Below are 23,461 nucleotides of genomic sequence, written 5' to 3' on the forward strand. Positions count from 1 at the left end.
GCGATATGACACCAATTGGTTATCTTGAGGCTGCATAAAATTCTACGAAATAGCTGTACTAAATTGGGTGGAGTTACTTTGTGACGTAAGTCTTAAATATTACCTTCCTCTATAGATTCCCTGTACTTACGCTTAAAGTACTTCAAACTGGCATTGATCTCTTTAATTTCCATCCTTGATTCCACCGCTAAATCTCTCATTTCTTTGACTCGCTTTGAAATAAGGTAAATAAAGAGGGGAATTGGTATACATAAAAAAATAAAACCTATGTAAACAAGCGCACTTATGACGCTGATACTACTCCACATTACTTCCATCATATAATTCTCCTTGAAATTTCCTATGTATTATTTATGTAAAGCTGGCAAAAATACGTAAATAAAGTTACTCCTTTCAACGCCATAAAACTAGCTTTATATGACCTGCGTCTACAAATTTTGGAGAATTATGAAACGGAAGTATTAGGTAATGGCACTACTTGGGTCAAGGTGATGAAAAACATGCGACCTTCAAAATGGTATAAATAAGTCCGAGGTAGCTCACTTAAAATGAAGCACCCCATACCAATAAGTCGAACCGAAATTTTAAGATTTACCGAGGTTTTTTTCGTAGACTTTAAGTGCGTGTTCTAAATCTTCTATCAAGTCTTCTACGTCTTCAAGACCAATGTGAAGGCGGATCACGGGGCCCAATGCCCAACCTGTGGTTGATCGCAAATGCTCCATGGTTTTATTAGCTGTAACTAAACTTTCATAGCCGCCCCATGAGAAACCCATTTTAAAATGGGATAAGGCATCTAAGAAGCGGTTAATCGCCTTTTGGCTACCTTCTTTCATTACGATTGAAAATAAACCATTACTACCATCAAAGTCTCGCTTGAAGAATTCATGGCCTGGGCAAGTCTCAAAAGCGGGATGTCTAACGTGGTCCACGAGCGGATGCGTTTCGAGCCATTTCGCCACTGTCATTGCCGACAGCTCGTGCTGTTTTAACCTTGCAGGCATAGTACGTAACCCACGTAGTGCTAAATAGGCATCATCTGCAGAGGTACATTGACCAAGTAAATACGAGTGCTCTCTAAGCTCAGGCCAATAGCGCTCATTTGCAACGGCAACCCCCATCATGACATCCGAATGCCCAACAATATACTTGGTTGCGGCTTGAATGCTGATATCAACACCATGATCGAGCGGACGAAACTGCCAGCCATTACCCCACGTATTATCAAGCATAGTGATAACGCCACGGCGCTTTGCAACTTCAACCATCGCTGGCACGTCTTGAACTTCCATGGTGATTGAACCTGGAGACTCTAAGAACAACACTTTGGTATTGTCTTGAATTAACGCGTCAATACCAGCGCCAACCATAGGGTCATAATAAGTGGTTTCGATACCATAACCTTTTAACAACTTATCGCACAAATCTCTGGTTGGTTCATAGGCAGTATCCACCATCAGCAGGTGATCGCCTGCTTTTAAAAATGACAGTAGTGACTGTGCGATAGCAGCAGCACCAGACGGATATAAGGCGCAACCCGCACCATTTTCAAGCTCAGTAATGGCATCTTGCAAGGCGAAATGGGTATTGGTGCCACGGCGGCCGTAAAACAGGGTGCGATGTCCACGGCCTTTTATCGCTTCTTGCATTTCGGCAACACTCTCAAAAACTACGGTAGAGGCGCGCTGAACAACTGGGTTTACTACCCCTTTGGTATATTCTGCTTTTCTTCCAGCAGCAACGATTTTAGTATGCTTTTTCATAATTACTCTTCTGATTGTGCACGCCAGTATTCAACTAAATATCTGGAGATAGAGTCTTCTCTGGTGAGTTTATAGCCGGGCTTTGTATCACCCCACTCTGAAAATGTATTAAGCTCCGCCCGTGAAAACCATTTAGCTTGCTCAAGCTCATCTTGCTCGACAAAAATCTCTGTGGTTTTCGCCTTCGCGATAAACCCAAGCATAAGTGAAGACGGGAACGGCCAAGGCTGTGAGGCAATATAAGTGGCGTCGTATGCTTCAACCCCCGCCTCTTCCATCACTTCCCTTATCACGGCTTGCTCTAACGTCTCGCCGGGGTCAACAAACCCAGCCAGCGTCGAAAATACACCTTCTGGCCAAACAGCCTGACGGCCCAACAAACAGCGTTCAACGCCATCAGGGAAAACATGAGTGACAAGCATGATAACGGCGGGATCTGTACGTGGAAACGTCATATGGCGGCATTCAGGGTTAACACAACGTCTTGCATGACCTGCTTCAACCATTTTATTGGGTTGCCCACAACGCCCGCAAAAACAATGGGTTTTATGCCAGTAACATAAGCCTCGTGCAAGCACACCAATTGAGCCCTGTTGCTTTGGTAAGTTACGACCCACTTGGCGCATATCGATAAATTCTGATTCGGAGTCAATAAAAGAAAGCTTTTCTTGTTGTTTGGAGACATCAAGCGCAAAATAGCTGTGCGCTTCGTCACGACCTAAGAATATCGCGTCTTGAAGTGCTAAATCAGCGACTTCTGTGCGAGAAAGATAGTGTAATTCATTATCTCGGGCATGCACTAAATTAGCGTCGTCTTGAATTAATAACCAGCGACTGTTGTCACCCATTTGAGATAATAACCAGTTTTGATCTTTTCTTTCGTTAGATGCTCTGTCCAACGTCATTTGAGTGTAATACAGCAAGCCCCTATCCCTTCGTGTTTTGGAACAATTTATCCACCTCGGCGAGACCTTAAAGCTACCATAGCACAAAGGTACAGGCAAAAAAAAAAGCCCATAAATGGGCTTTTGAAAACTACAGTGTGATTTCACACTACAGAGAGGCAAGATAGTCCAACAGCTTTTGATTTTCGTTTTCAATATGCTTATAGAATTCAATATCTTTTAGCTTAGATGCCGCAGCTTCATCGATGACGATTACAGCATCACGATGCATTTGTAGTGCCGAAGCCGGACACGCTGCCGTTAACGGGCCTTCCACCATAGCAACAACGGCATCAGCTTTATTTTCACCAGTCGCTAATAACACGACTTTTTTAGCATCTAAAATCGTGCCAATACCCATAGTGATTGACAAGTGAGGTTGGTACTCATCTGCTTTAAAAAAACGGGCGTTATCATCAATCGTCGCTTTCGTTAGGGTTTTAACCCGAGTGCGTGACGTTAAGCCTGAAGACGGCTCGTTAAAGCCAATATGGCCATTTCTGCCAATACCTAACAGTTGTACATCAATACCACCAGCCGATTTAATACGCGCTTCATATTCGCCGCACGCCGTAATTGGATTTTTTGCATCCCCCGGCGGTACGTGCGTGTTACTTTTATCAATGTTGATATGGTCAAACAGCTGCTGCTGCATAAAGTAACGATAACTTTGTGGGTGCGAGCCATCTAAGCCTAAATATTCATCTAGGTTAAAGCTGGTAACTTCAGCAAAACTGATTTCGTTCGCTTGGTTACGCTTAATTAATTCTTGATACAAAGCGACCGGTGTTGAACCCGTCGCTAATCCCAACACAGAGTTAGCTTTACGCTTTAATTGCGTTGTAAAAATGTCTGCACCATATGCTGCCACTTCGGCAGCGTCTTTTAAAATGACTACTTGCATACGATTAACCAAATGTTGAGATGATTAGAATAAAATGGGATCTGAGCCTTGCCTCGCGTGCAATCAAAGCAAGGTCAGATCGAACCTAATTGGGATACACAACATTAGGTTATTACCATTATGACAACGCTGTCATTATTATCAGAAATAATTCGCTTGTAAAGCAAAAGTGAAAAAAAAATATGGATATTTTTTACTCTATGCAATCGAAAGATGTTAAAAAGCCCAAAACGGTGGGCTTTTTGGAAGAAGGCTTGTGATTATTATACACTTACAAAAATACGGCGTTTATACATCCAATGCAGCACTAAAAGCTGTACCGCCAGTAGCGCAAAAACAGCAATTAATGGTTGCCACGCAATTGGCACTGAGGCGATCACGCCACCGAATACGCTTTTACTAATAAAGGTCCAATTCACTAAGCTTGATGCTAAATAAATAATAATGGAGTTAGCCCCAATAATAACAAATGGATACGCCCAACGCTGAAAACTCAGTACATCTACTATCGCGTAAAATACCGCAAGTAGAATTGCGCTCCAGCCAACGGTTACTAGCACAAATGAGCTTGTCCACAGTTCTTTATTAACTGGAAATTGCATGTCCCAAAGCCAACCTAGTGCTAAGACGAGTACACCTGAGGCTGCCAAAATACCAACGGTTTTCCACTCTCCTTGCGTTTGTGCATTGGCAATCGCACGACCAGCAAATACACCTGCGATAGCGTTTACAATGGCAGGTAAGCTTGACAGCACACCTTCTGGGTCAACCGGACGGTTTTGATAACTGATCCCTGGTAGAAAATACGTATCAATAAACGCATTCCAACTACCAACACCATTTGCACTTAAGTCCCCCGCTTGCCCACCAGGAACCGGGATAAAGCAAAGCAGTAACCAATAAAATAACAATATGCCTAAACCCGCATAGGCTAAGGTTCGCAAGCTGGTATGCCAAACCAGTAAAGCACAAAAGAACCAAGCAAACGCGATACGACCTAATACACTGGCGTAGCGAATACCGTCAGGATCCATTGGGATCCCAGTTCCCCAACCATGGTTGTATAACACGCCAAAAGCACACAGTAACAAAAGGCGCTTCAGTGCTTTGAGATAAAACGGTTTACGTTCTTTGAAGGGTAGATGGTCGATACGTTTAGGTGACAAGCCCATCGCCACACCCGATAAAAAGATAAATAGTGGAAAGATAAGATCATAAAAAGTGAAGCCATGCCAAGGGCTGTGCAGCGTGTGCGCTTCGAACGCCTTCCACCCTTGCCACCCAGTTAGTACAAACAGTGCCGCAAAAATAGACTGGCCACCTAAGATCCAGAACATATCCATGCCGCGTAAGGCATCTAAAGACGCAAGTCGCTTTGGCTTATTATTCGTTGTCATTGTTATTTATCCACGTGAAAACATTTACTATGGAGCGCTCAATCACGCAAATCCATTTGCCTCAAGGTGAGTTTTGATGCGCGTTGCAATCGCGACTGCATCATTACGCACACTACTCTAACTTCCTGAGTTGTCGATCCACCAATGCTTAACCAAATACCGGTTAAGCTAAAAAAACAAAGCCCCGCGGTACTGCTGCGGGGTTTTATCAGGGAAACTTAAACGGCCATTTCGGCCCACTATTCAATTGCAAATCAGTTATAACAACTGACCACCAATATAGGTTTGCTTCACAATCAAATCGCTGTCGAGCACCACGAAATCAGCATCAGCACCCGATCTTAGATGCCCCTTTTGGGACAAGCCAAGATATTGCGCAGGGTAAAGAGAGGCCATGCGCAAACTCTCCGCTAGACTCACGTTAAGCGTATTGACGGTATTTCGCACCGCACTTGCCATATCCAATACACTGCCAGCAAGCTCACCGGTTGTTGAATTTAATCGATCACCGGTACGAATAACTTTTCTGCCATCAAAAAAGTCAAACTCCGTATCATCTGTCCCAACTGGAGGCATGGCATCCGTCACTAGCATCATTTTGCCACGCTGCTTAGTACGAATCGCAAGCTGCGCCGACAATGGGTGAACGTGATGACCATCAACAATCAAACCACACCAGCTATTGTCATTCCAAAGCGCGGCACCGACAACGCCCGGCTCACGGGAAGTAAACGCAGACATTGCATTAAATAGATGCGTAAAACCATCCACGCCAACGTTTAGTGCAGCGTTAGCGGTGTCATAGTCCGCGTTTGAATGACCGATACACACTTTTACGCCCAATGAAATCAAGCGTTCGATATCACTAAGTGGCACGGTTTCAGGTGCTAAAGTCACCATTTTGATGCCTAAATCTTGACGCGCGTAAACCGCAAATTCTTGCTCTGAAATTGGTCTGATGAACTTTTCGCTATGCGTACCCTTTTTAGGATGAGATAAGTGTGGACCTTCAAAGTGGATCCCAAGCACTCCGGGCTGATTAGTAGCAATCGCTTCTGCTGTTGCGTCTGCCGCTTGTTGCATCACTTCAATCTTGTCAGTAATAAGGGTTGGCATTAATCCCGTGGAACCAAATTGGCCATGTGCTCTAACCATAGTCGCCAAGCATGCCGTCGATTGCTCGGCGTTAAAAAATGCACCGCCACCACCATTAACTTGAACGTCAATAAAGCCTGGAACAACCAACCCTGAAAGTTTCCTAACATTGGTTACTTGCGACTCAGTTACATAACGAATTTGACCGTTCTTTACCTCGAAAAAAACGTTATTTTTAAAACATTCACCATCAAAAAACTCTGGAGCAAAATAACATTGAGTTGTCATTAGTTCGCCTTTTTAAATTCTTGACCTGCACTTTGAATAGCAAAGTAAATAGCCCCCATTTCAGGAGGTTGCTTTGGTAATTGGACTTGCTTTGCAACGTCTGGGTCGAGCCAAGGTTGTAGCGGCTCGGATAATCCGCCGATCATAGAGAGTCTAGGCGGGTTTAATTCAAGTAAACGCTGCGCTAACCGACTGATATATTCCGCACCTGACTTCACAATTGAGAGGGCAACTTCATCATTTAGCTTTGCTTGCTCTAATACATAACGAGCCAGCTTTGCATAGCCGCTAGACGGCTGCCCCGCCATTTGCTCTGCAATACCCATTGCCCCTTTCGCACTGAAATGCTCTAGCAATACTCGGCTCAATGACGTTTTTTCGCCAAGGCCATCGAGATCGAGTAACGCAGCTTTTACCGCCTCTAATCCCATCCAAGCGCCACTGCCCATATCACCTTGCGCAAAACCATGACCACCATAGTTCACTGTTTTACCATCAACTAACGCAAAACCACAGGAACCGGTGCCCGTAATAATCACGGCACCATCGCTACCTTCATGAGCACCAATACACGCGGTGTGTAGGTCTGTGGTAAGGAACATTTGTTTAAAGGGATGTTCCCACTGCATGATTTTGTCATAGAGCGCGGGTAAGTTAACACCTGCAAGGCCAAGACCTGCATTTAGCTCATGTACTTGTTCAACACGAAGACCCGCGTCTTGTAACGCCATTTGTGTCGACACCATGATAGATTCAAGCGTGCGCTCTAGACCATGTAGGGGATTCGCAGGACCGCCTAGACCCGTACCCAAAACGCCATGTTGAAGAGAATAAATTGTAGCGCGGCATTTTGTTCCACCACCATCGACGCCGATGTATAGTTGGTCTTGGTTAACCTGTTTAGCCATCATGTAAAGACCCCTACTTTGTTCTGGATTAGACCGCGTTATTGTTTTCGTTGGACACGGTTTTTCATTCATGTTGAATTGATGTTACACAACAAATGACAGCGTTGTCATTAAATTTTTCAAGAAATTTCTTCATTTTGAAAAAAACTAATATTGCATAGTTTGTGAGGATTGTCAGTGAAAAATTGCAATAATCGTCAAATTACAAGGGCTAACAGAGATTAGGGATTGTTAGACACATAATAAAAAAGCGACTCAATATTACATCAAGTCGCTTTAAAGATTTAACCTTATCGTTCAGGTTATTCGCTATCGTAAGTCTAGATTACTTAACCCCAAGTTCTCTTAAACGCTCTTGCAAATAGCTATCTGCAGTGTAACGCTCTGACAACACAACATCCGGTCTTGGATGTAAGAATAGTGGCAATGAAATACGAGATTTCGTCGACGCTTTTCCTGTGGGGTTAATCACACGGTGAATTGTCGATGGGAAGTAATCACCCGACGCTTCTTGTAGCATGTCACCAATGTTAATAATTAGCGAACCAAAGTCGCATGGTACGTCTAACCAGCTGCCATCTTGTCTTTGCACTTGTAGGCCAGGCTCATTTGCCGCAGGCAATACAGTAAGTAGATTGATATCACCATGAGCTGCGGCGCGAATTGCACCCGGTTCTTCATCACCTGTCATCGGCGGGTAATGAAGAATACGCAGCAATGTTTGCTCTGATTCTTTGATCATATCTTTGAGATCAATAGAGAATCTCGCTCTCACATCTTCAGGCGCTTCAGCTTGTACCCAGCTTAGTAATTCTTGCGCAAACTCGTTCGCTAAACGGTAATATTCACGAATTTCTGCTTCTAATTGAGCCGGTACACGACCTTTTGGATAAACGTGAAAGTACTCTTTAATGTCTTTTACTGTAAAACCTTTCGCAACCTCGGATACTTCTGGTGGGAAGTAACCATCTTGGGTTTCTTTATTGAAAAGGAACTCGTGTTTTTCTTCTGAATTAAAAAATTCTTGCCAATGTTTGTAGATTGATTCAACCAACTCTTGTGGGATTGGGTGATTTTTTAGTACACCGAAACCCGTGTTTCTTAAAGATTCTACAAATTCTTTCGCAGCATTTGGCGATTGATAGTCTACGGTAGGTAACTGTTGCATAATGGTTCCACCAAAATTATTAGTAATTCATGGTTATTTACTCAATTGCACATTGGGGTAAATAACGCACTTCCCGTGTCATCTCAACACTGCGTACCTAGTAGAAGGTAAGGCGTATGTTATCGGGTCTGTTAACCTAGTGGGTTGTTTTAAACAATAAACTTGTGTTTAACAAGTCTCGCTAAAAACAGCAACAGCAAAGGCTAAAAAGCCCTTATACGATCGTGTTGTCGATAATTCTTCAAAAAGTGTAGCTAATTACATAGTTAGCAGAGTACTTTTTAAAGATTACGTTTTAACAGCGAGCGAGCTTATTGAATTAGGGCAAATGATATAAGGACTTATGTCCGCTTTTATATATAGGACCTGCTACTTTTGACGCAGATCAAGCATTCTCGGGAGGATCTATCGGTATTTGGATATCCCACTCCAATCCTTGCGGTGTATTTCTCACACTAAACTCTCCGTTAAGTGCCCCTGACACCAAATTAGCAGCTAAGTTCGCGCTTAATCCAACATGGCCTGCATTACCTCTTTTTGTCGTCACAAATGGCTTTAATAACTCGTGTGTACTAATTCCTCTGAGCCCTACTCCATTATCGGAGTAATTAACATGTAAGTTGTTACCCAAAAGCGTAAAAGTGATGATGGCAAGATGATCATGGTCAATCCACGCATGAGCGATAGAATTTTCAACTAAGTTGCTCAAGACCTCAATCAATGCTTGTCCATCAACATAAACCTCCATTGATGTGTTACCAACAAACTGGATTTGTACGTCTTGCTTGGAAAAGTCTTTTTTCAGTCTTGTTTCTATTTCTTTCAATTTGATTTCAATACAGCAACTATCTCGCTCTGACTGAGAAATTGACTTTAACAAACTGACAAACTTAGCGACTTTCTCTAAGTTGCGGCTACACAGCGCGCTGCTGTCTTTGATTTGCTCAAATCCCGCAGCCAACCCATCCTGCGTAAGCTTACCTGCGGTAAGTGCACTCTGCAGCTCTTCCATGACACCTTCTAAAAAGGTGTTTGATGTAATACAGGTACCGAGGGGAGTATTAATTTCGTGTGCTATCCCCATCACCATTTGGTTTATGGCTTTAGATAACTGCTGTTTTACTGCTAACTTTTGCGCTTCAATTAACTTAAATTGGGTGTTTACTCTGGCTATAATTTCAGCGGGTTTATAGGGTTTAGTGATGTAGTCAACACCACCAACCTCGAATGCTTGTACTAAGCTCTCGCTGTCTTCGTATGCACTGACAAAGACAACAGGAATGACCGCCGTCGAATTGTCGGACTTAAGCACCTTACAAAGTTCAATTCCCGACATATTTGGCATTTTTATATCGGTAATTATTAATTCAGGCTGATGCTTTTTAACGATACCCAGTGCAATGTCCCCTCCTCGAGCTGCTAATACTTTGTATCCTTCTTTTCTTAGTATGAGTTGCAATACTTGAAGGTTTTCCGGCATATCATCAACAATTAGAATGTCAGACATTTAACGGTACTCAACGTCCTAAAGATAGACACTTTTTACATCATAGCTTGAGAATTTGTATATCGCGACTATGTTTATATATAAATTCACGCGTAAATAATAACTTATGTCCTCAAAAGCATTATTAAGTTGGGTGGCACTTTTCGCCATAATGGCAGCCATAGGAAGCGCAGCGCTTATATACTATGCAACAACTACCCAAAGCACACTCGCGACCGACATCAATACTGCTTACCACAACCATTTGTCTCTTGAGATGTATAGTAAAGACAAAAATTCCCAATGGCTCGATGACATCAAACCTGCACCGAGTCATACAATACCACTTCCGCTACAACAAATTTATGAAACCCAAGCAAGATTAAAATCTCGATTGTTAGCAGATGCAGTTGAAAATACGGATTTCCCTCAAAGCTATCAAAGCGCCATTTCACAACTGCCTATCATTGCTAACGCTGAACTTGAAACAAGTACCAATCAACAACTACAAATATTGTTTATTACTGGTCTTGCTTTCGCGGTATTAACACTATTTTTAAGCTTTTATGTTTGGTTCATGCGCACCAAGCATTTTTCACCGCTCTATCGCATAGTCAATACCCTACGTGCACAAGCGTTAAACGGTGCCCCCCTTTCTGTTGGTCCTACAAATAGTGATGCGGATGTAAAACGACTCACACATGCAATCCATGCAGCCACCACCTCACAAAGCCAAAAGTTAGCGTCAGCCGCAATTATCGAAAGTTATAATCGCGAACTCAAATCTATCACCGGCTCAGAGCCTATTGTTCGCCATGCCCTAGAGTTTATTGCCAATGAGTTCAATGCTCCGAGTGTCTGTCTCTACGCCAATTTAGAAGATAGTACCGTGTCTCTAGTGAAAAGCCATGGGGTTACGCCGAGCCAATCAATTATTACGTCCACAATTGAGCTTTGCGCGGCAAATAACGAGCCACAAATACAACAAGAACCCCTGTGGCTCAAAGCGCAAGGAGCTGAAATCAAGATCCAAGGCCGTTATTGCTTTCCACTGACCATTGGTAATCATGTAGTTTACGTACTGCTCGTCGGGAGTGCTCAGTCGCTCATAGACAGTCAATTTGAAGCACTTGAATACTTGTGTAAGGACTTAAGTCTCGCGCTTGCTATTAATGAAAATATCGAAAAGCAACAAAAAACGGAGTCAGCCTTAAGCGAACAGCTTGAGCTTACTCATCATATAATTAATGCTATCCCAAATCCTACTTACTATCGGTCGACTGACGGTGTATTTATGGGGGTAAACAAGTCCTTTTTGGCACTGTTAGATCAATTCGAAGTAGATGTGATTGGCGCCAAACTAGACGAGGTTTTTGATTTAGGAATAGCCAGTCTATTTGAGTCCAAGGCCCACGAAATTATCACCACAACCCAAGAGCAAACCTACGAAGTACTTTTGCTTGATGGCCAAGAACAGGCTCGAGAACTTATTGTATACGAAGCGCCATTTTTTAATGAAAATGGCGCTGTCGCTGGAGTTGTTGGCATGTACCTTGATGTCTCGGAGAGGAACCAGCTACAACGTGAGCTCATAGAAGCAAAAGACTTGGCCCAAAACTCGGCAAAAGCGAAAAGCGAATTTCTCGCCAACATGAGCCATGAAATTAGAACCCCAATGAACGCGATTATTGGTATGTCTCATCTCGCACTCGCAACCGAATTAAATGCAAAACAGCACGACTACGTATCAAAAATAGATACTGCGGCAAAACAATTACTAAGATTGATCAACGATATACTCGATTTTTCAAAAATCGAAGCGGGCAAAATCGAGTTAGAATATCAGGCTTTTTCAACAGAAAAGCTACTCGACAGTGTCGCCACCATCGTCAGTGTAAAAGCCCAAGAAAAACAACTAGAGTTGGTCTTCGATCTCGACTCACAAGTGCCCTACTGCGTGATTGGTGATCAATTTAGAATAAGTCAAGTCCTCATCAATCTAGCGGGTAACGCGGTTAAATTCACAGAAACTGGTGAGGTTGTTATTCGTGTTGCCCTTGTCAATGTCGAAAAAGGGTTAGCAAAAATTAAATTTAGCGTAAAAGACTCTGGTATTGGCATGAATAAGCGCCAGCAAAAAAATCTATTCCAATCTTTCTCTCAAGCGGACAACTCAATCACACGTAAATATGGTGGTACAGGACTCGGCCTCACTATTTCGCAACAACTGGTTAAGCTGATGGGGGGAGAGATATACGTAGAGAGTGAAGAAAACGTCGGTTCGGAGTTTTATTTCACATTAGAGATGGAAGTCAGTGACGAACTGAGTCAGGCGAAAATGGCCTCAACTCACTTATCTGGACTGTCAGCAACAATCATTGATGACAACCAGCACGCTTTGGACGTGCTAAGCGGCATGCTAACAAACTTTGGTATGCAGGTTTGTGCTTATTTAGACCCTCATAAGGCGTTAAATCAGTTCGTCCTGACACAAGACTTACCAGACCTTATTTTCGTCGATTGGCATATGCCAAAAATAGATGGCATCGAACTAATTACTAAGCTGCAATCGCAAATTGATATATCACAGAGTAAATTTATTTTAGTCACAGCTTATGGTCGGGAGTTAAACCTCAACGATAGCCAAGCCAATTTAGTCGATGGTGTACTTTTAAAACCGATTAATCCATCAAATCTCGTGGATGTTATTCAAAATGCCGTGTTTGACTCACCAGAAGTAAGAACCACTATCACCAAAAAAGAACAAACAATTAGTAAACAAGCACTAAATGGCATATCGATTTTGGTTGCGGAGGATCAACCTGTCAATCAGGAGATCGCTGTAGAGATATTGTCTAGCTTCGGAGCTCAAGTGTCAGTCGCTGATAATGGGCAAGAAGCCATTGAGCAAGTTCATAACAAACACATAGATATTGTTTTAATGGATATGCAAATGCCAGTGATGGATGGTATTACCGCGACGCAAAACCTTCGTATGGAGTTCGATGAAAGTGCGCTTCCTATTCTTGCTATGACCGCCAATGCGATGGAAGAAGACATCCAAACTTGCATTGATGCTGGTATGAATGACCACGTCGCCAAACCCATCGATGTTGAGCAACTCGTTAACAGTATTTTGAAATACGCAAACGCTGAGACCGATATCCTTTCAACGGAACCTGTGGCAACCCCACCAGAAGCCTCTGCAGAAGTAGAGGAAGTTAATGAAGTCATTGAGTTTGAAGGCATTGATATTGCGGAGGGCATTGCTCGAGCCGCAGGCAACCAAAAGGTTTACTTCGATATATTAGAAAAGTTTCTATCCCAGCAGGTTGAGGAGCTGATCAATTTAAAACAGGCTTTAGCGATTGAGAATTTTGAACTTGCACATAGTATGTTACATGCATTAAAGGGCGCTAGCGCTAACCTTTCGATTGTTAAGCTGACCGAGGAGTTTAAGCAGATTGAAGCCTCTCTAAACGTCCGCCCTCCTAATGCGAGCGAAATTGACGAGCTGATTAAATACGTTAAATATGCACAGGAACAATGCCAAAAGCGCCGTAAAAGAGAAGCGTCTCAACAAGTAGAAAATGTAATGAAAAACAATGAGGCGACAGCCGGAAATAGTCAACTAGAGGAACTCATTCAGCTCGCGTGTGCGTTAAGAGATTATGATACTCAAGCTACAGAACTCGTAGACTCAATTTCAGTAAGTAGCTATTTGACTGAACCAGAGCTACAGAAATTAAAAACCGCCATTGCCCGTTTTGAGTTCAATGAAGCCTTTATGATGCTGACATCTATTAAACATGTAGAAGAAGCACCCGAGCTGAATATAGAAAAAGGCGCACTACATTAGGGCTATTGCTATATATTTATCCGAAGCCGAAATGAAGATTTTGCCGTAATAAAAAGGCCAATGATATGGCCTTTCTTTATATGCTCCAAGATGTTTACTTAAAAACGGTTATTACAGTCCCAACTGATCCATAAAGTCGTCATCTACAACATCTTCTTCCTGCGGCTTCGCCGGCTTTTTCTTTTCAGCCTGACTTGCAATAATGTCATCTGGATCTACCGACTCAGCAATATCAAAGTCATGTAGCTTAATGAATTCAGTTTTATCCATTGCCAATTCAAGATAGAAAATATTCTGGCCTTGAGTGGTAAAGGTAACGCGTCTTGCCTGCGGGCGATCCATCGTTGTGTCTACCGAGATCTGCACCTGTTTGTTGATGGCCATCATCTTAGGCTGGTTTTGCGTGATAGAGGTATGTAGCTGCTCGCGTACTTTGTTGGTGAAATCACCGACAATCTGGTTCATCAACTCACCCAATACGTTGGCAACGTCATCGGACAAATGACTATGCGCAATTTCTTCTTCAGGCATGCCCATATTACGCATGTAGTCGGTATACACCTCCATTGCTGCTTGCGCGGTAAAGTTAGTTACGACTAAACCGGTAAAACCGCCATCAAACAATACGAAACAGCCGATGTCAGGTCTCATACAGGTACGAGTGATCTTCTGTACCATCGCGGAATAGTTAATTTGGTTGCCGCTTGCCGATGACAGAACTTCTGTTACTGAGTGGCATAGCGTTGAAAGAATATCTTCTGTGCTAATCACTTTGCTTTTCGCCATTTTTGGTCTCATATTTACTTCTTATTGTTAATAGTAGCCAAGCTACTGAATTTATCACTGACTATCCAGCATAAAATGCTAAAATAGCGAGATTATTTTCAAAGAGAGATTTAATGTGACGGGCAAAGACAGTATTTATGCCACTGAGCAAGCAGTAAAAGATTTCACTTTTGACGCCAATGTCGTCGAAGTGTTTCCAGATATGATCCAGCGCTCAGTGCCGGGCTACGCGACAATAGTAAGCACAATGGGCAAACTTGCGGGTACTTACGCGCAAAGTAACTCTAACCTATATGACTTAGGCTGCTCTTTAGGCGCGGTCACACTAAGCATGCGTAGAAATATAGATAAAGAAAACTGTCATATCATTGCCGTGGATAATTCCCAGCCCATGGTAGAGCGCTGCCAACTGCATTTAAAAGGCTTTAAATCCGATGTCCCAGTCTCAGTCACTTTAGGTGATATCAATGAAATAGAGATTAGCAACGCGTCTGTCGTTGCGATGAACTTCACCCTACAGTTTATCCCATCAGAAAACCGCAAAGCGGTTCTAGAAAAAATATACCAAGGCCTGAAACCTGGTGGCGTACTGTTATTAAGTGAAAAAATTCGCGGTGAAAACGGTACTAAAGACAACTTACTTATTGACCTTCATCACGACTTTAAACGTCACAATGGCTACTCAGAATTAGAGATCAGCCAAAAACGCACCGCGATCGAAAACGTAATGCGTACGGACTCATTAAGTACTCATATGACAAGATTAGAGGATATCGGCTTTAATCAAACTCAAGTGTGGTATCAGTGTTTTAACTTCTGCTCAATGGTAGCAATAAAATAGAGGCAATTATGAATCATTGGTTTACCGACTTTTATGCAACCATTGCAAAAACACCACTAAGCCATTGGCTAGAAACATTACCTGCTCAGCTTAGCCATTGGCAGAAAGAGGCCCAACATGGCGACTGGCCGAAGTGGGAAAAAGTCATAAAAAATCTACCAGAGATCTCAACCACGCATGTTGATATAAAAACCAAAGTTGAGATAGGTACTGGCGAAGACGTTAGTGAAGGTCATCAAAAGCAGTTAACACATTTACTAAAACGCATGATGCCGTGGCGTAAGGGACCTTTTCACTTGCATGGTGTCCATATTGATACTGAGTGGCGCAGCGACTGGAAATGGGACAGATTGCTTCCTCATATTAGTGACCTTTATGGCCGTAATGTGTTGGATATTGGCTGTGGCTCTGGTTATCACTTGTGGCGTATGCGCGGTGAAGGCGCAGAGCTTGTAGTTGGTATTGATCCTTCCGATCTGTTTTTGTGTCAATTCCAGACTATTAAACACTTTAACCCCGATCCCAATGTACATTTACTACCGCTAGGTGTAGAGCAACTGCCTGAGCTAAAAGCATTTGATACTGTGTTTTCAATGGGCGTGCTGTATCACCGTCGTTCACCAATCGACTTCTTAGCACAGCTAAGGTCTCAACTAAGAAAAGGTGGCGAATTAGTGCTAGAAACGCTCGTGGTAGAAGGCGATGTAAATACAGTATTAGTGCCGACCGATCGCTACGCAAAAATGCGCAATGTATGGTTTATTCCAAGCTGTGATGCATTAACATTGTGGCTGGAGCGCGTGGGCTTTAAAGATATCAAGGTAGTAAACAAAGATGTCACGTCGTTAGACGAACAGCGCCAAACTCATTGGATGGAAACAGAGTCGCTTGCTGACTTTTTAGACCCTAATGACTCAAGCAAAACGATAGAAGGCTACCCAGCTCCGCTCCGTGCAATTTTTATCGCAAAGGCTTAAGCAGTCTATTCCAAGTGAAAGTGAACGCTAAGTCATTTCAGCTAGATGTTGCCTTGTTCTCGAACGAGGTCAACATCTCAATTTGAGTACAGCTTAGGCTCAAGGGTCAGTCTAGTATCTTATTAACTATTGCGATCTCACGTTATTTAGCAATATCGCAGTAGGCTTTGCTTAACTCTTCAAACCAGCTCGATGTAAAACCACCACCCCCTACTTGTGGTGTTAACTTTTGGTTAAGTGACTTTTTATCGGACAGGTTCAATATGCTCTTCTTTTTTATTTTTAACTTCATTTGTTATCCTTAATTACGATTTAATGTTACATACCTTTTACCAAAATATAAGCAAAAATAAAACACTTCGCAAATACTTGGCTATCTCTTTTCGCTTAGTTAGTGTCTCAATTGAGCTAAATTTTGAATCCCAGAAGTGCTTACATCGCATGAGCTATATTAGATCCACTAGATGGAAATTGAGCCCTAGTTGCTTGCTCAAAGCCAAATGATATACCAGCAAGGCTAGAAAGTTACTCCCTGCTATTGCGAGAGCACAACTGTGCAATGAGTAGGATCATGCAAAGTCACACAAAAATTGAAGCTCGATAAGATCGAGCTTCAATTTTTAATTCGATATAGCATTAGAAGCTATAAGAAATAGTCGCATAGACGAAGCGACCAATATTATCGTACGAACCACTATCACCGCCTGTGGCTGTAGTATATTTGATTGGCTTTTTATCAAATATATTGTCTACTCCAACTTTAATCGAGAGCCCCATATCAAAGTTGTAGCCAGCTGTAATATCGCTTACAACATACGACGGCCACTCCATAAAGTTCGACGGGTTAGGGTTAGTTTCTAATTCATCTGGGCGGAAACGATCTGAACGCTCAATGTAGCGCATTCTCCAAGAAGCAAAATAGTTCTCATAATCATAGTTAATATCCAGCGTACCTTGCCATGATGGTTCGGTATCGACACCTGCATATTCTTCAAAACGATCTAATTCCTCTTGGAAAGGATACCTTTTTCGTTCAATCAATCGCGTTGCCATTAAACGTGAACTAAAGTTACCAATATCAGTGTTAAAGGAATAATTTAGTTCGAAATCGACACCCGATGCCTCTTGTTTCGATATATTCAGCACCTGGTTCTTAATATTCGTAATCTTACCGGACGTATCACGTGTGATTAAAGCACAGTATTGATTGTCTATACTCGCAGCGTCAACACAACGTTCGAGAATTTGCTGAGCCAAGATACTACTGATTGAATCCTCTAATTCAATATTCCAATAATCTACTGTAAAGCTCAGACCTGAAATACTGCTAGGTGTAAATACTGCACCTACGGTATAACTACTTGACTCTTCAGGTGATAGGTTACGATTACCACTAGACTCTCCAGGTAGCCTCGAATCATCGTATGGTTCATCGAACCCTACTGGTACACCTAAAGCCGAACAACTCGCTTGTCGAGCAGCTCGTTTGTCACCTGATATTTCATTAAGGTATTTGGCACGGCAAGGATCGTCTACACCAAAAAAGTTTTGACTTTTTGCACCAAAAATTTCGCTAATATTTGGCGCTCGAATCGCTTCAGAGACCGTTGAACGGAATCTTAAGTCATCATATACTTGCCAATCCAAACCCACTTTCCAAGTAGTAACATCACCAACCGTACTGTAATCAGCATATCGCGCAGCAATTTCCACAGTCATTGTATCGATTAGCGGTAAATCACCGAGTATAGGAATAGACGTTTCAGCGAACACTTCTGAGACATCATATTTACCTTTGTCTTCACCTAGAGCATTGAAGAATGTATCACCGTCTTTCGCGTTATCATCCTCAGTGCTTTCACTTTTTTCTTCTCTATATTCCAAACCAAAAGCAATACCTACAGGGCCGGCTGGTAGCTCATAAATGGCGGAGTTAGTTATCGTCGCACCGACGTTTAGTTGTTCAATTGTGCTTGTACCAACTGATACTGTATTAACGTAATTAATCGACTCTTGGCTAGGACGACCATAGCCCATAATGTCCATTGGGATACAACCATTATTTCGAGCATCTGCACTGCGACAAACTACATTACCACTGCCATCGTCTATCGCATCAATAGCTGCCATAAAATTAGGTACTACTAGGTTATTATGATTCGCTCGTTCAATCTCAGTCTCACCTGAGTTAACAAACACCTCATAATCCCACTCTTCAGCGACTACCCCTTTGATACCAGCAACAAAACGAGTCGTTTCCCTAGTATTTATTTCGTACCTTCTACCGATATCACCATTGAATCGGTTAACTCTAATAGAATCAAGCCCATTTTCATCCATTAACTTTGCGGTAGTTGGGTGTAAAAAGGCGTTATCACGAGTAATGTTTAAAGCAGAACCTAAATAATAGAAGCTTGGCTGTCCCCAATCTTCAGATTCAATTTTTGAATATTTACCTTCAAAGTAGACTCTCGTGTCATCGTTAATTTCATAGTTGGTTTTGAAGTTAATAATGTGGCGATCAAAACTAGGCTGTATTTCTGTAAACTTACGTAGATTCATAAATTCACAGTTTTCACAACTTATGCCGTCAACTATGCCATTTAGTTGTATTGGACGAGAAGAGCCATCTGGGTTGAAAGTATACCAAGTGCCTCCCACATTAAATGCGCCAGGCTCATTCAACGCGAAGAGGCCCGCATTCTCATAGAAAATCTGGTCTGGATTATCTAGTGCATCTGGGCGAGTTGGGTCTTGATTTGGGTTAGTTAATTCTCGATAAGAGCCATTAGTAAAGTCACTATCTAGCGCGTTCAGTCTATCCTGTTGAGCAAACTCATAGGAAATACCAAAATTTCCCTTGCCGTTTAGGAAGCTTTGTCCATATGAGAAAGAAAACTTATCGTTACTATAATCGGAGTGCTCAGCCTCTCCTCGTGTATAAGACACCGATAAGCCCTCGATATCTTCTTTAAGAATAAAGTTTACAACACCTGTTACCGCATCAGCACCATAAACAGCAGACGCGCCACCAGTGATAACTTCAACTCTATCTATCCATGCCGTTGGGATAGTATTTGTATCAACAGACGCAGTACCTGCGCTACTTGCAACATGACGCTTACCATTTACGAGTACTAGAGTACGATCTGTACCCATACCACGAAGGTCCAAAATATTAAGGCCAGAAGTACCAATATAGCGTCCTGAATTCTGAAGACCAAATGTCGGTTTCAAACTGGGCATTTTATTCAATGCTTCACCAATATTGAGCGCGCCAGTATTAATTAGCTCCTCTCCAGAAATAACAGATACTGGACTTGGTGCAATAGCTCCTTCTCTGAGAATGCGAGAGCCAGTTACCTCGATTGTCTCTATTTCTTTTTCTTCTGCGGATACCGCTTGGATAGGCGCGCCAACAACAGTACTGACACATAGAAGCTTTACCGCAGCACTCAAGGGATTTACTTTAACCATTTCATATCCTTAAATTTATTATTTTAACATCACTTATACATTTAGAAATCGCAACAAAAAAATCAGATCAAAATATAAGCAATAAAGATACTAATACGGGAACATCTCAGTTGTAAACAATATGATGACGAATGAAAGATCAATTTAGAGGATCAAAGGTAATAAAAATGAAATTAAAATGAAAATAAAACAAGGTAAAATGTAAAGCCCTATCCCACCTTTTAAACTAAACCCCTCCTGCAAACCGAAACTAGAACTTTTACCAATTCCCGCCCATCTAAAAGGTTTAACCCGACACAAACTACACTAAAGTTTATTATTTACCCAGATGTTCAAGTGAAGCTCTGATTTGGTATTAACTGCTTAAAAGTAATGGAAAAATAATGAGGGAAAGTATAGCGAGTGAAGTTATTGAAGGTAGATATCTCGCATTCATCCATGAATGCGATACCTTAACTTAACCAAATTAAGCAACATACATCATTTCTTCTAATGCAACTGCCAATTGCTAACAGCCTAATACTTCTCGACAGATCGCTTTTGCGTAGCATTGTGAACTTAGTATCTTTTCGCTAACTTCTCTTAAATCAACACCTTTATTTAAATATTATCGTTGCACACCACCTGTACTTTCATTTGCTCCGAACTTTCACGAGCAATCAAGAGCTATCTTGTGACGCTGATACCCATGGTAACTCTGCGTACTTTTCGGCCAACAAAAGCGTAACTCTTTTAGTCGTTGACTCTATCTTCTAAAAATCCATGGAAGTCGTATTTATGATTTAAAGCAAAGCCTCAGGCCATTTGAAAGCACATTTGTCTTATCTATTTTTTGTGAACTCTCTGTGTAACTAAGTCATAGAGTCGTTGGTTGGAAAAGTAATCCTATTGAAGACTGTATATATCGGACTAAACTTAGCTTATCGCCGTATTACAAATACGATATTTTAACCTGAAATACTTGGATAAATACTTGGGGAAGTAAATTACGGCACCGTTTAATACCTCTTTCCTCAATTAAGATTCCTGTTTTGAGGCAAGAAAAAACGTCTGATTTACATCCTAAAATTGGGCTAGCATTAAAAGAAGCGGTATAGCACTCTACTCTGTCTATGCAAACGATGAGTATGATGAGCTTTGTCCTCTAACAAGGTATTTAATGGCTAAGGAGACTCGATGACGGTAAAAAAATCAGAACCGAATTATACACATGTAAAACAATTACTTCGTAAAATGGAGCCTGAAGTAGCCGCTAGCTTTAGCTATAAACAACGCAAAGCATTACAAAAAGCGATAAACACTCGAGGATGGAATAATCATAAGATCGACTTTAGGCCGACACTAGCACTACCGTTTTTACCTTGGAGTTTTTACTTTGTTTTTCTCGGAGGATTAAATAGGCGTACGTTGAGCTCAACTGAAAGAGTCAGCGCCGCAATAATGTTTATAATTGCTTTGCTAATTTGTGGGCTAATTCTACTTGGTACTCTTTTTGTGCTGCTCTATTTACTTAAATCTTGGCTCGGTATAGATGTTTTTTCCAATGAATCACTGGGGTTATGGGACCAGTTTAAAGCGTTATTTTGGTAAGTAAAAAGTCGAATGGCAAGCCAGAACTTCAACTTTTAGCTTCTATACAAATCAAAAAGCAATGGCACGTAATGCCTTGGCTTTTGCACAATACTAAAAAAGGAGCAACGATATGCTCCTTTTTTAGTACGTACAGCTAATGGGGAATTAGCCCAATAGTTCACCTAACTGCTTGCTTACCGCATCAACAGCTTGTGTACCATCTAGTTTGTGATATTGCGTGTTACCGGCGTCTGCTTCCGCACTATAGTAATCTACTAGAGGTTTTGTTTGCTCATGGTAAATCGCTAGACGTTTACGTACTGTCTCTTCAGTGTCGTCATCACGAATGATTAGGTCTTCACCCGTTACGTCATCTTTACCTTCAACTTTAGGCGGATTGTAAACGATGTGGTAAACACGACCAGAACCTGGGTGTACGCGACGACCGCTCATACGCTCAACGATGATCTCATCTGCCACGTCAAATTCGATAACATGGTCAACTTTGATGCCATTTTCTTTCATTGCATCTGCTTGTGGAATTGTGCGAGGGAAGCCATCAAGCAAGAAGCCATTTGCACAATCTTCTTTTGCGATGCGCTCTTTTACCAAGCCGATAATGATTTCATCAGATACTAGCTGACCTGCATCCATGACTTTTTTCGCTTCAAGACCCAGCGGAGTCCCTTCTTTGATAGCAGCACGTAGCATGTCGCCTGTAGAGATCTGAGGGATCCCATATTTGTCCATTAGAAATTGAGCTTGAGTACCTTTACCTGCACCCGGCGCGCCTAGCAAGATGATGCGCATAATTGAATCCTCGTTTGGAGTTATTGGTGTTTGTGTGGTGAATTTTTCCATATACGGTGCCGATCCTCAAGGAACTTATACTAATTGATAAGGAAGAATGGCAATTTTTCCGTCAAAAACAAAAAAGCTCCGCGATCTGCAGAGCTTTTGGTCAGAAATTAATCCTGATTATAAAAATGCACCTAGTGCTTTAACTTGGTCTAGCATGCGGCAAGAGAAGCCCCACTCGTTATCATACCAAGCCATCACTTTTACCAGCTTTCCATCTACTTTGGTTTGTGTAGAGTCAAACACTGAGGAAGCCGGGTTATGGTTGAAGTCGATAGAAACCAAGGGTAATTCATTGTATTCAAGGATTTCACTCATCGCGCCCTCAGCAGCTGCTTTGATTGCTGCATTCACTTCTTCTTTTGAAGTCTCACGCTTGGCAACAAACGTTAAATCAACCAGTGATACGTTGATGGTTGGCACACGAACCGCCATACCATCTAATTTACCCGCAAGTTCAGGAAGCACTAAGCCAACCGCTTTTGCTGCACCTGTTTTTGTTGGGATCATCGATTGTGTTGCGCTTCGAGCACGGTACAAATCTTTGTGGTATACATCGGACAAGTTCTGGTCGTTCGTGTACGCATGAATAGTTGTCATGCTACCTTGCTCAATACCAATAGTGTCATTCAAAACTTTTGCAATAGGCGCAAGACAGTTTGTGGTACAAGATGCGTTAGAGATAATAGTTGATTCAGCATTTAGTACTTCGCTGTTAACGCCATGAACAACCGTTGCATCCATATCTGTGCCCGGCGCAGATACAATCACTTTTTTCGCACCGGCTTCAATGTGTTTAGCCGCAGCTTCGCGAGAGGTGAACAGCCCAGTACATTCAAGTACGATATCAACGTTTAGCGCTTTCCAAGGAAGATTTGCAGGGTCACGCTCTTGCGTTAGCGTGATTTCGTCACCACCGATAACAAGTGTGTTGTCGCTCAGAACAACCTGCTCTTGAAAGCGGCCATGTACAGAGTCAAATTGAGTCAAATGCGCGTTTACGTTTGCAGGTGCGAGATCGTTGATGGCAACGACTTTGATGTCTTTATTCTGACCTGACTCGTACAGTGCACGAAGTACGTTACGACCGATACGTCCATAGCCATTAATTGCAATATTAATCATGATAACTGTCCCC

18 protein-coding genes are annotated in these 23,461 nt (G+C 42.1%); 4 read left to right on the plus strand and 14 right to left on the minus strand.

What is annotated here, in order from left to right; all coding sequences use genetic code 11:
* Positions 1-92: 92 nt before the first annotated feature.
* The 9 genes from DRB05_RS01405 to DRB05_RS01445 all read right to left on the minus strand — a co-directional run bounded on the left by DRB05_RS01405 (position 93) and on the right by DRB05_RS01445 (position 9,974).
* Entirely contained in the window at positions 93-320 is a 228-nt protein-coding gene (locus DRB05_RS01405) for a hypothetical protein (RefSeq protein WP_010378049.1), read from the minus strand.
* Positions 321-584: 264 nt separating this feature from the next.
* Positions 585-1,763, minus strand: coding sequence for a cystathionine beta-lyase (locus DRB05_RS01410; RefSeq protein ID WP_128725345.1), 1,179 nt, complete (start codon positions 1,761-1,763; stop codon positions 585-587).
* A gap of 2 nt (positions 1,764-1,765) precedes the next feature.
* Positions 1,766-2,668 (minus strand): NAD(+) diphosphatase, encoded by a 903-nt coding sequence (gene nudC, locus DRB05_RS01415; RefSeq protein WP_128725380.1) that lies wholly within the window; start codon positions 2,666-2,668, stop codon positions 1,766-1,768.
* A gap of 148 nt (positions 2,669-2,816) precedes the next feature.
* The gene (nagB, locus tag DRB05_RS01420; protein ID WP_045988699.1) at positions 2,817-3,611 is read right to left on the minus strand and encodes a glucosamine-6-phosphate deaminase; all 795 of its coding nucleotides are present in this window, start codon (positions 3,609-3,611) and stop codon (positions 2,817-2,819) included.
* Positions 3,612-3,874: 263 nt separating this feature from the next.
* The gene (locus tag DRB05_RS01425) at positions 3,875-5,008 is read right to left on the minus strand and encodes a DUF5009 domain-containing protein (RefSeq protein WP_128725346.1); all 1,134 of its coding nucleotides are present in this window, start codon (positions 5,006-5,008) and stop codon (positions 3,875-3,877) included.
* A 258-nt stretch (positions 5,009-5,266) separates the two neighbouring features.
* Complete coding sequence (gene nagA / locus DRB05_RS01430) at positions 5,267-6,391, minus strand: N-acetylglucosamine-6-phosphate deacetylase (RefSeq protein ID WP_128725347.1); 1,125 nt, start codon at positions 6,389-6,391, stop codon at positions 5,267-5,269.
* On the minus strand, positions 6,391-7,302 hold the full coding sequence (locus DRB05_RS01435) for a BadF/BadG/BcrA/BcrD ATPase family protein (RefSeq protein ID WP_128725348.1): 912 nt from the start codon (positions 7,300-7,302) through the stop codon (positions 6,391-6,393). Before DRB05_RS01435 ends, nagA begins: the two co-directional genes overlap by 1 nt.
* 322 nt (positions 7,303-7,624) lie before the next feature.
* Complete coding sequence (locus tag DRB05_RS01440; protein ID WP_128725349.1) at positions 7,625-8,467, minus strand: 2OG-Fe(II) oxygenase family protein; 843 nt, start codon at positions 8,465-8,467, stop codon at positions 7,625-7,627.
* Positions 8,468-8,852: 385 nt separating this feature from the next.
* The gene (locus DRB05_RS01445; protein ID WP_128725350.1) at positions 8,853-9,974 is read right to left on the minus strand and encodes a hybrid sensor histidine kinase/response regulator; all 1,122 of its coding nucleotides are present in this window, start codon (positions 9,972-9,974) and stop codon (positions 8,853-8,855) included.
* Positions 9,975-10,080: 106 nt separating this feature from the next.
* On the opposite strand from DRB05_RS01445, the gene DRB05_RS01450 reads away from it, so the two are divergent.
* Positions 10,081-13,812, plus strand: a complete 3,732-nt coding sequence (locus tag DRB05_RS01450; protein ID WP_128725351.1) for a response regulator — start codon at positions 10,081-10,083, stop codon at positions 13,810-13,812.
* A 111-nt stretch (positions 13,813-13,923) separates the two neighbouring features.
* Here the strand turns inward: DRB05_RS01450 and DRB05_RS01455 are convergent, their stop codons facing one another.
* Entirely contained in the window at positions 13,924-14,598 is a 675-nt protein-coding gene (locus DRB05_RS01455) for a DUF3334 family protein (RefSeq protein ID WP_010378035.1), read from the minus strand.
* Between the two features lie 115 nt (positions 14,599-14,713).
* Between DRB05_RS01455 and cmoA the strand changes: the two genes are divergently transcribed.
* Together cmoA and cmoB are read left to right on the plus strand one after the other, a co-directional pair.
* Positions 14,714-15,439 carry a carboxy-S-adenosyl-L-methionine synthase CmoA gene (gene cmoA, locus DRB05_RS01460; RefSeq protein WP_128725352.1) on the plus strand — a complete coding sequence of 242 codons (726 nt, stop codon included), beginning with the start codon at positions 14,714-14,716 and terminating at the stop codon, positions 15,437-15,439.
* A gap of 8 nt (positions 15,440-15,447) precedes the next feature.
* Positions 15,448-16,416: a tRNA 5-methoxyuridine(34)/uridine 5-oxyacetic acid(34) synthase CmoB gene (gene cmoB / locus DRB05_RS01465; protein ID WP_128725353.1), complete on the plus strand. Its 969-nt coding sequence runs from the start codon at positions 15,448-15,450 to the stop codon at positions 16,414-16,416.
* 142 nt (positions 16,417-16,558) lie between these two features.
* Here the strand turns inward: cmoB and DRB05_RS22610 are convergent, their stop codons facing one another.
* Positions 16,559-16,708, minus strand: a complete 150-nt coding sequence (locus DRB05_RS22610) for a hypothetical protein (protein WP_161568666.1) — start codon at positions 16,706-16,708, stop codon at positions 16,559-16,561.
* Positions 16,709-17,052: 344 nt separating this feature from the next.
* On the minus strand, positions 17,053-19,893 hold the full coding sequence (locus DRB05_RS01470) for a TonB-dependent receptor (RefSeq protein WP_128725354.1): 2,841 nt from the start codon (positions 19,891-19,893) through the stop codon (positions 17,053-17,055).
* Positions 19,894-21,069: 1,176 nt separating this feature from the next.
* Here DRB05_RS01470 and DRB05_RS01475 point away from each other — a divergent pair.
* Positions 21,070-21,483 (plus strand): hypothetical protein, encoded by a 414-nt coding sequence (locus DRB05_RS01475; protein ID WP_128725355.1) that lies wholly within the window; start codon positions 21,070-21,072, stop codon positions 21,481-21,483.
* A gap of 147 nt (positions 21,484-21,630) precedes the next feature.
* Here DRB05_RS01475 and adk read toward each other — a convergent pair whose 3' ends face one another.
* Complete coding sequence (gene adk, locus DRB05_RS01480) at positions 21,631-22,275, minus strand: adenylate kinase (RefSeq protein ID WP_010378026.1); 645 nt, start codon at positions 22,273-22,275, stop codon at positions 21,631-21,633.
* A gap of 168 nt (positions 22,276-22,443) precedes the next feature.
* Complete coding sequence (gene gap / locus DRB05_RS01485) at positions 22,444-23,448, minus strand: type I glyceraldehyde-3-phosphate dehydrogenase (RefSeq protein WP_128725356.1); 1,005 nt, start codon at positions 23,446-23,448, stop codon at positions 22,444-22,446.
* Positions 23,449-23,461: the final 13 nt, after the last annotated feature.

Origin of the sequence: Pseudoalteromonas sp. A757, from assembly GCF_004103285.1 — a bacterium.
GTDB lineage: Bacteria > Pseudomonadota > Gammaproteobacteria > Enterobacterales > Alteromonadaceae > Pseudoalteromonas > Pseudoalteromonas galatheae.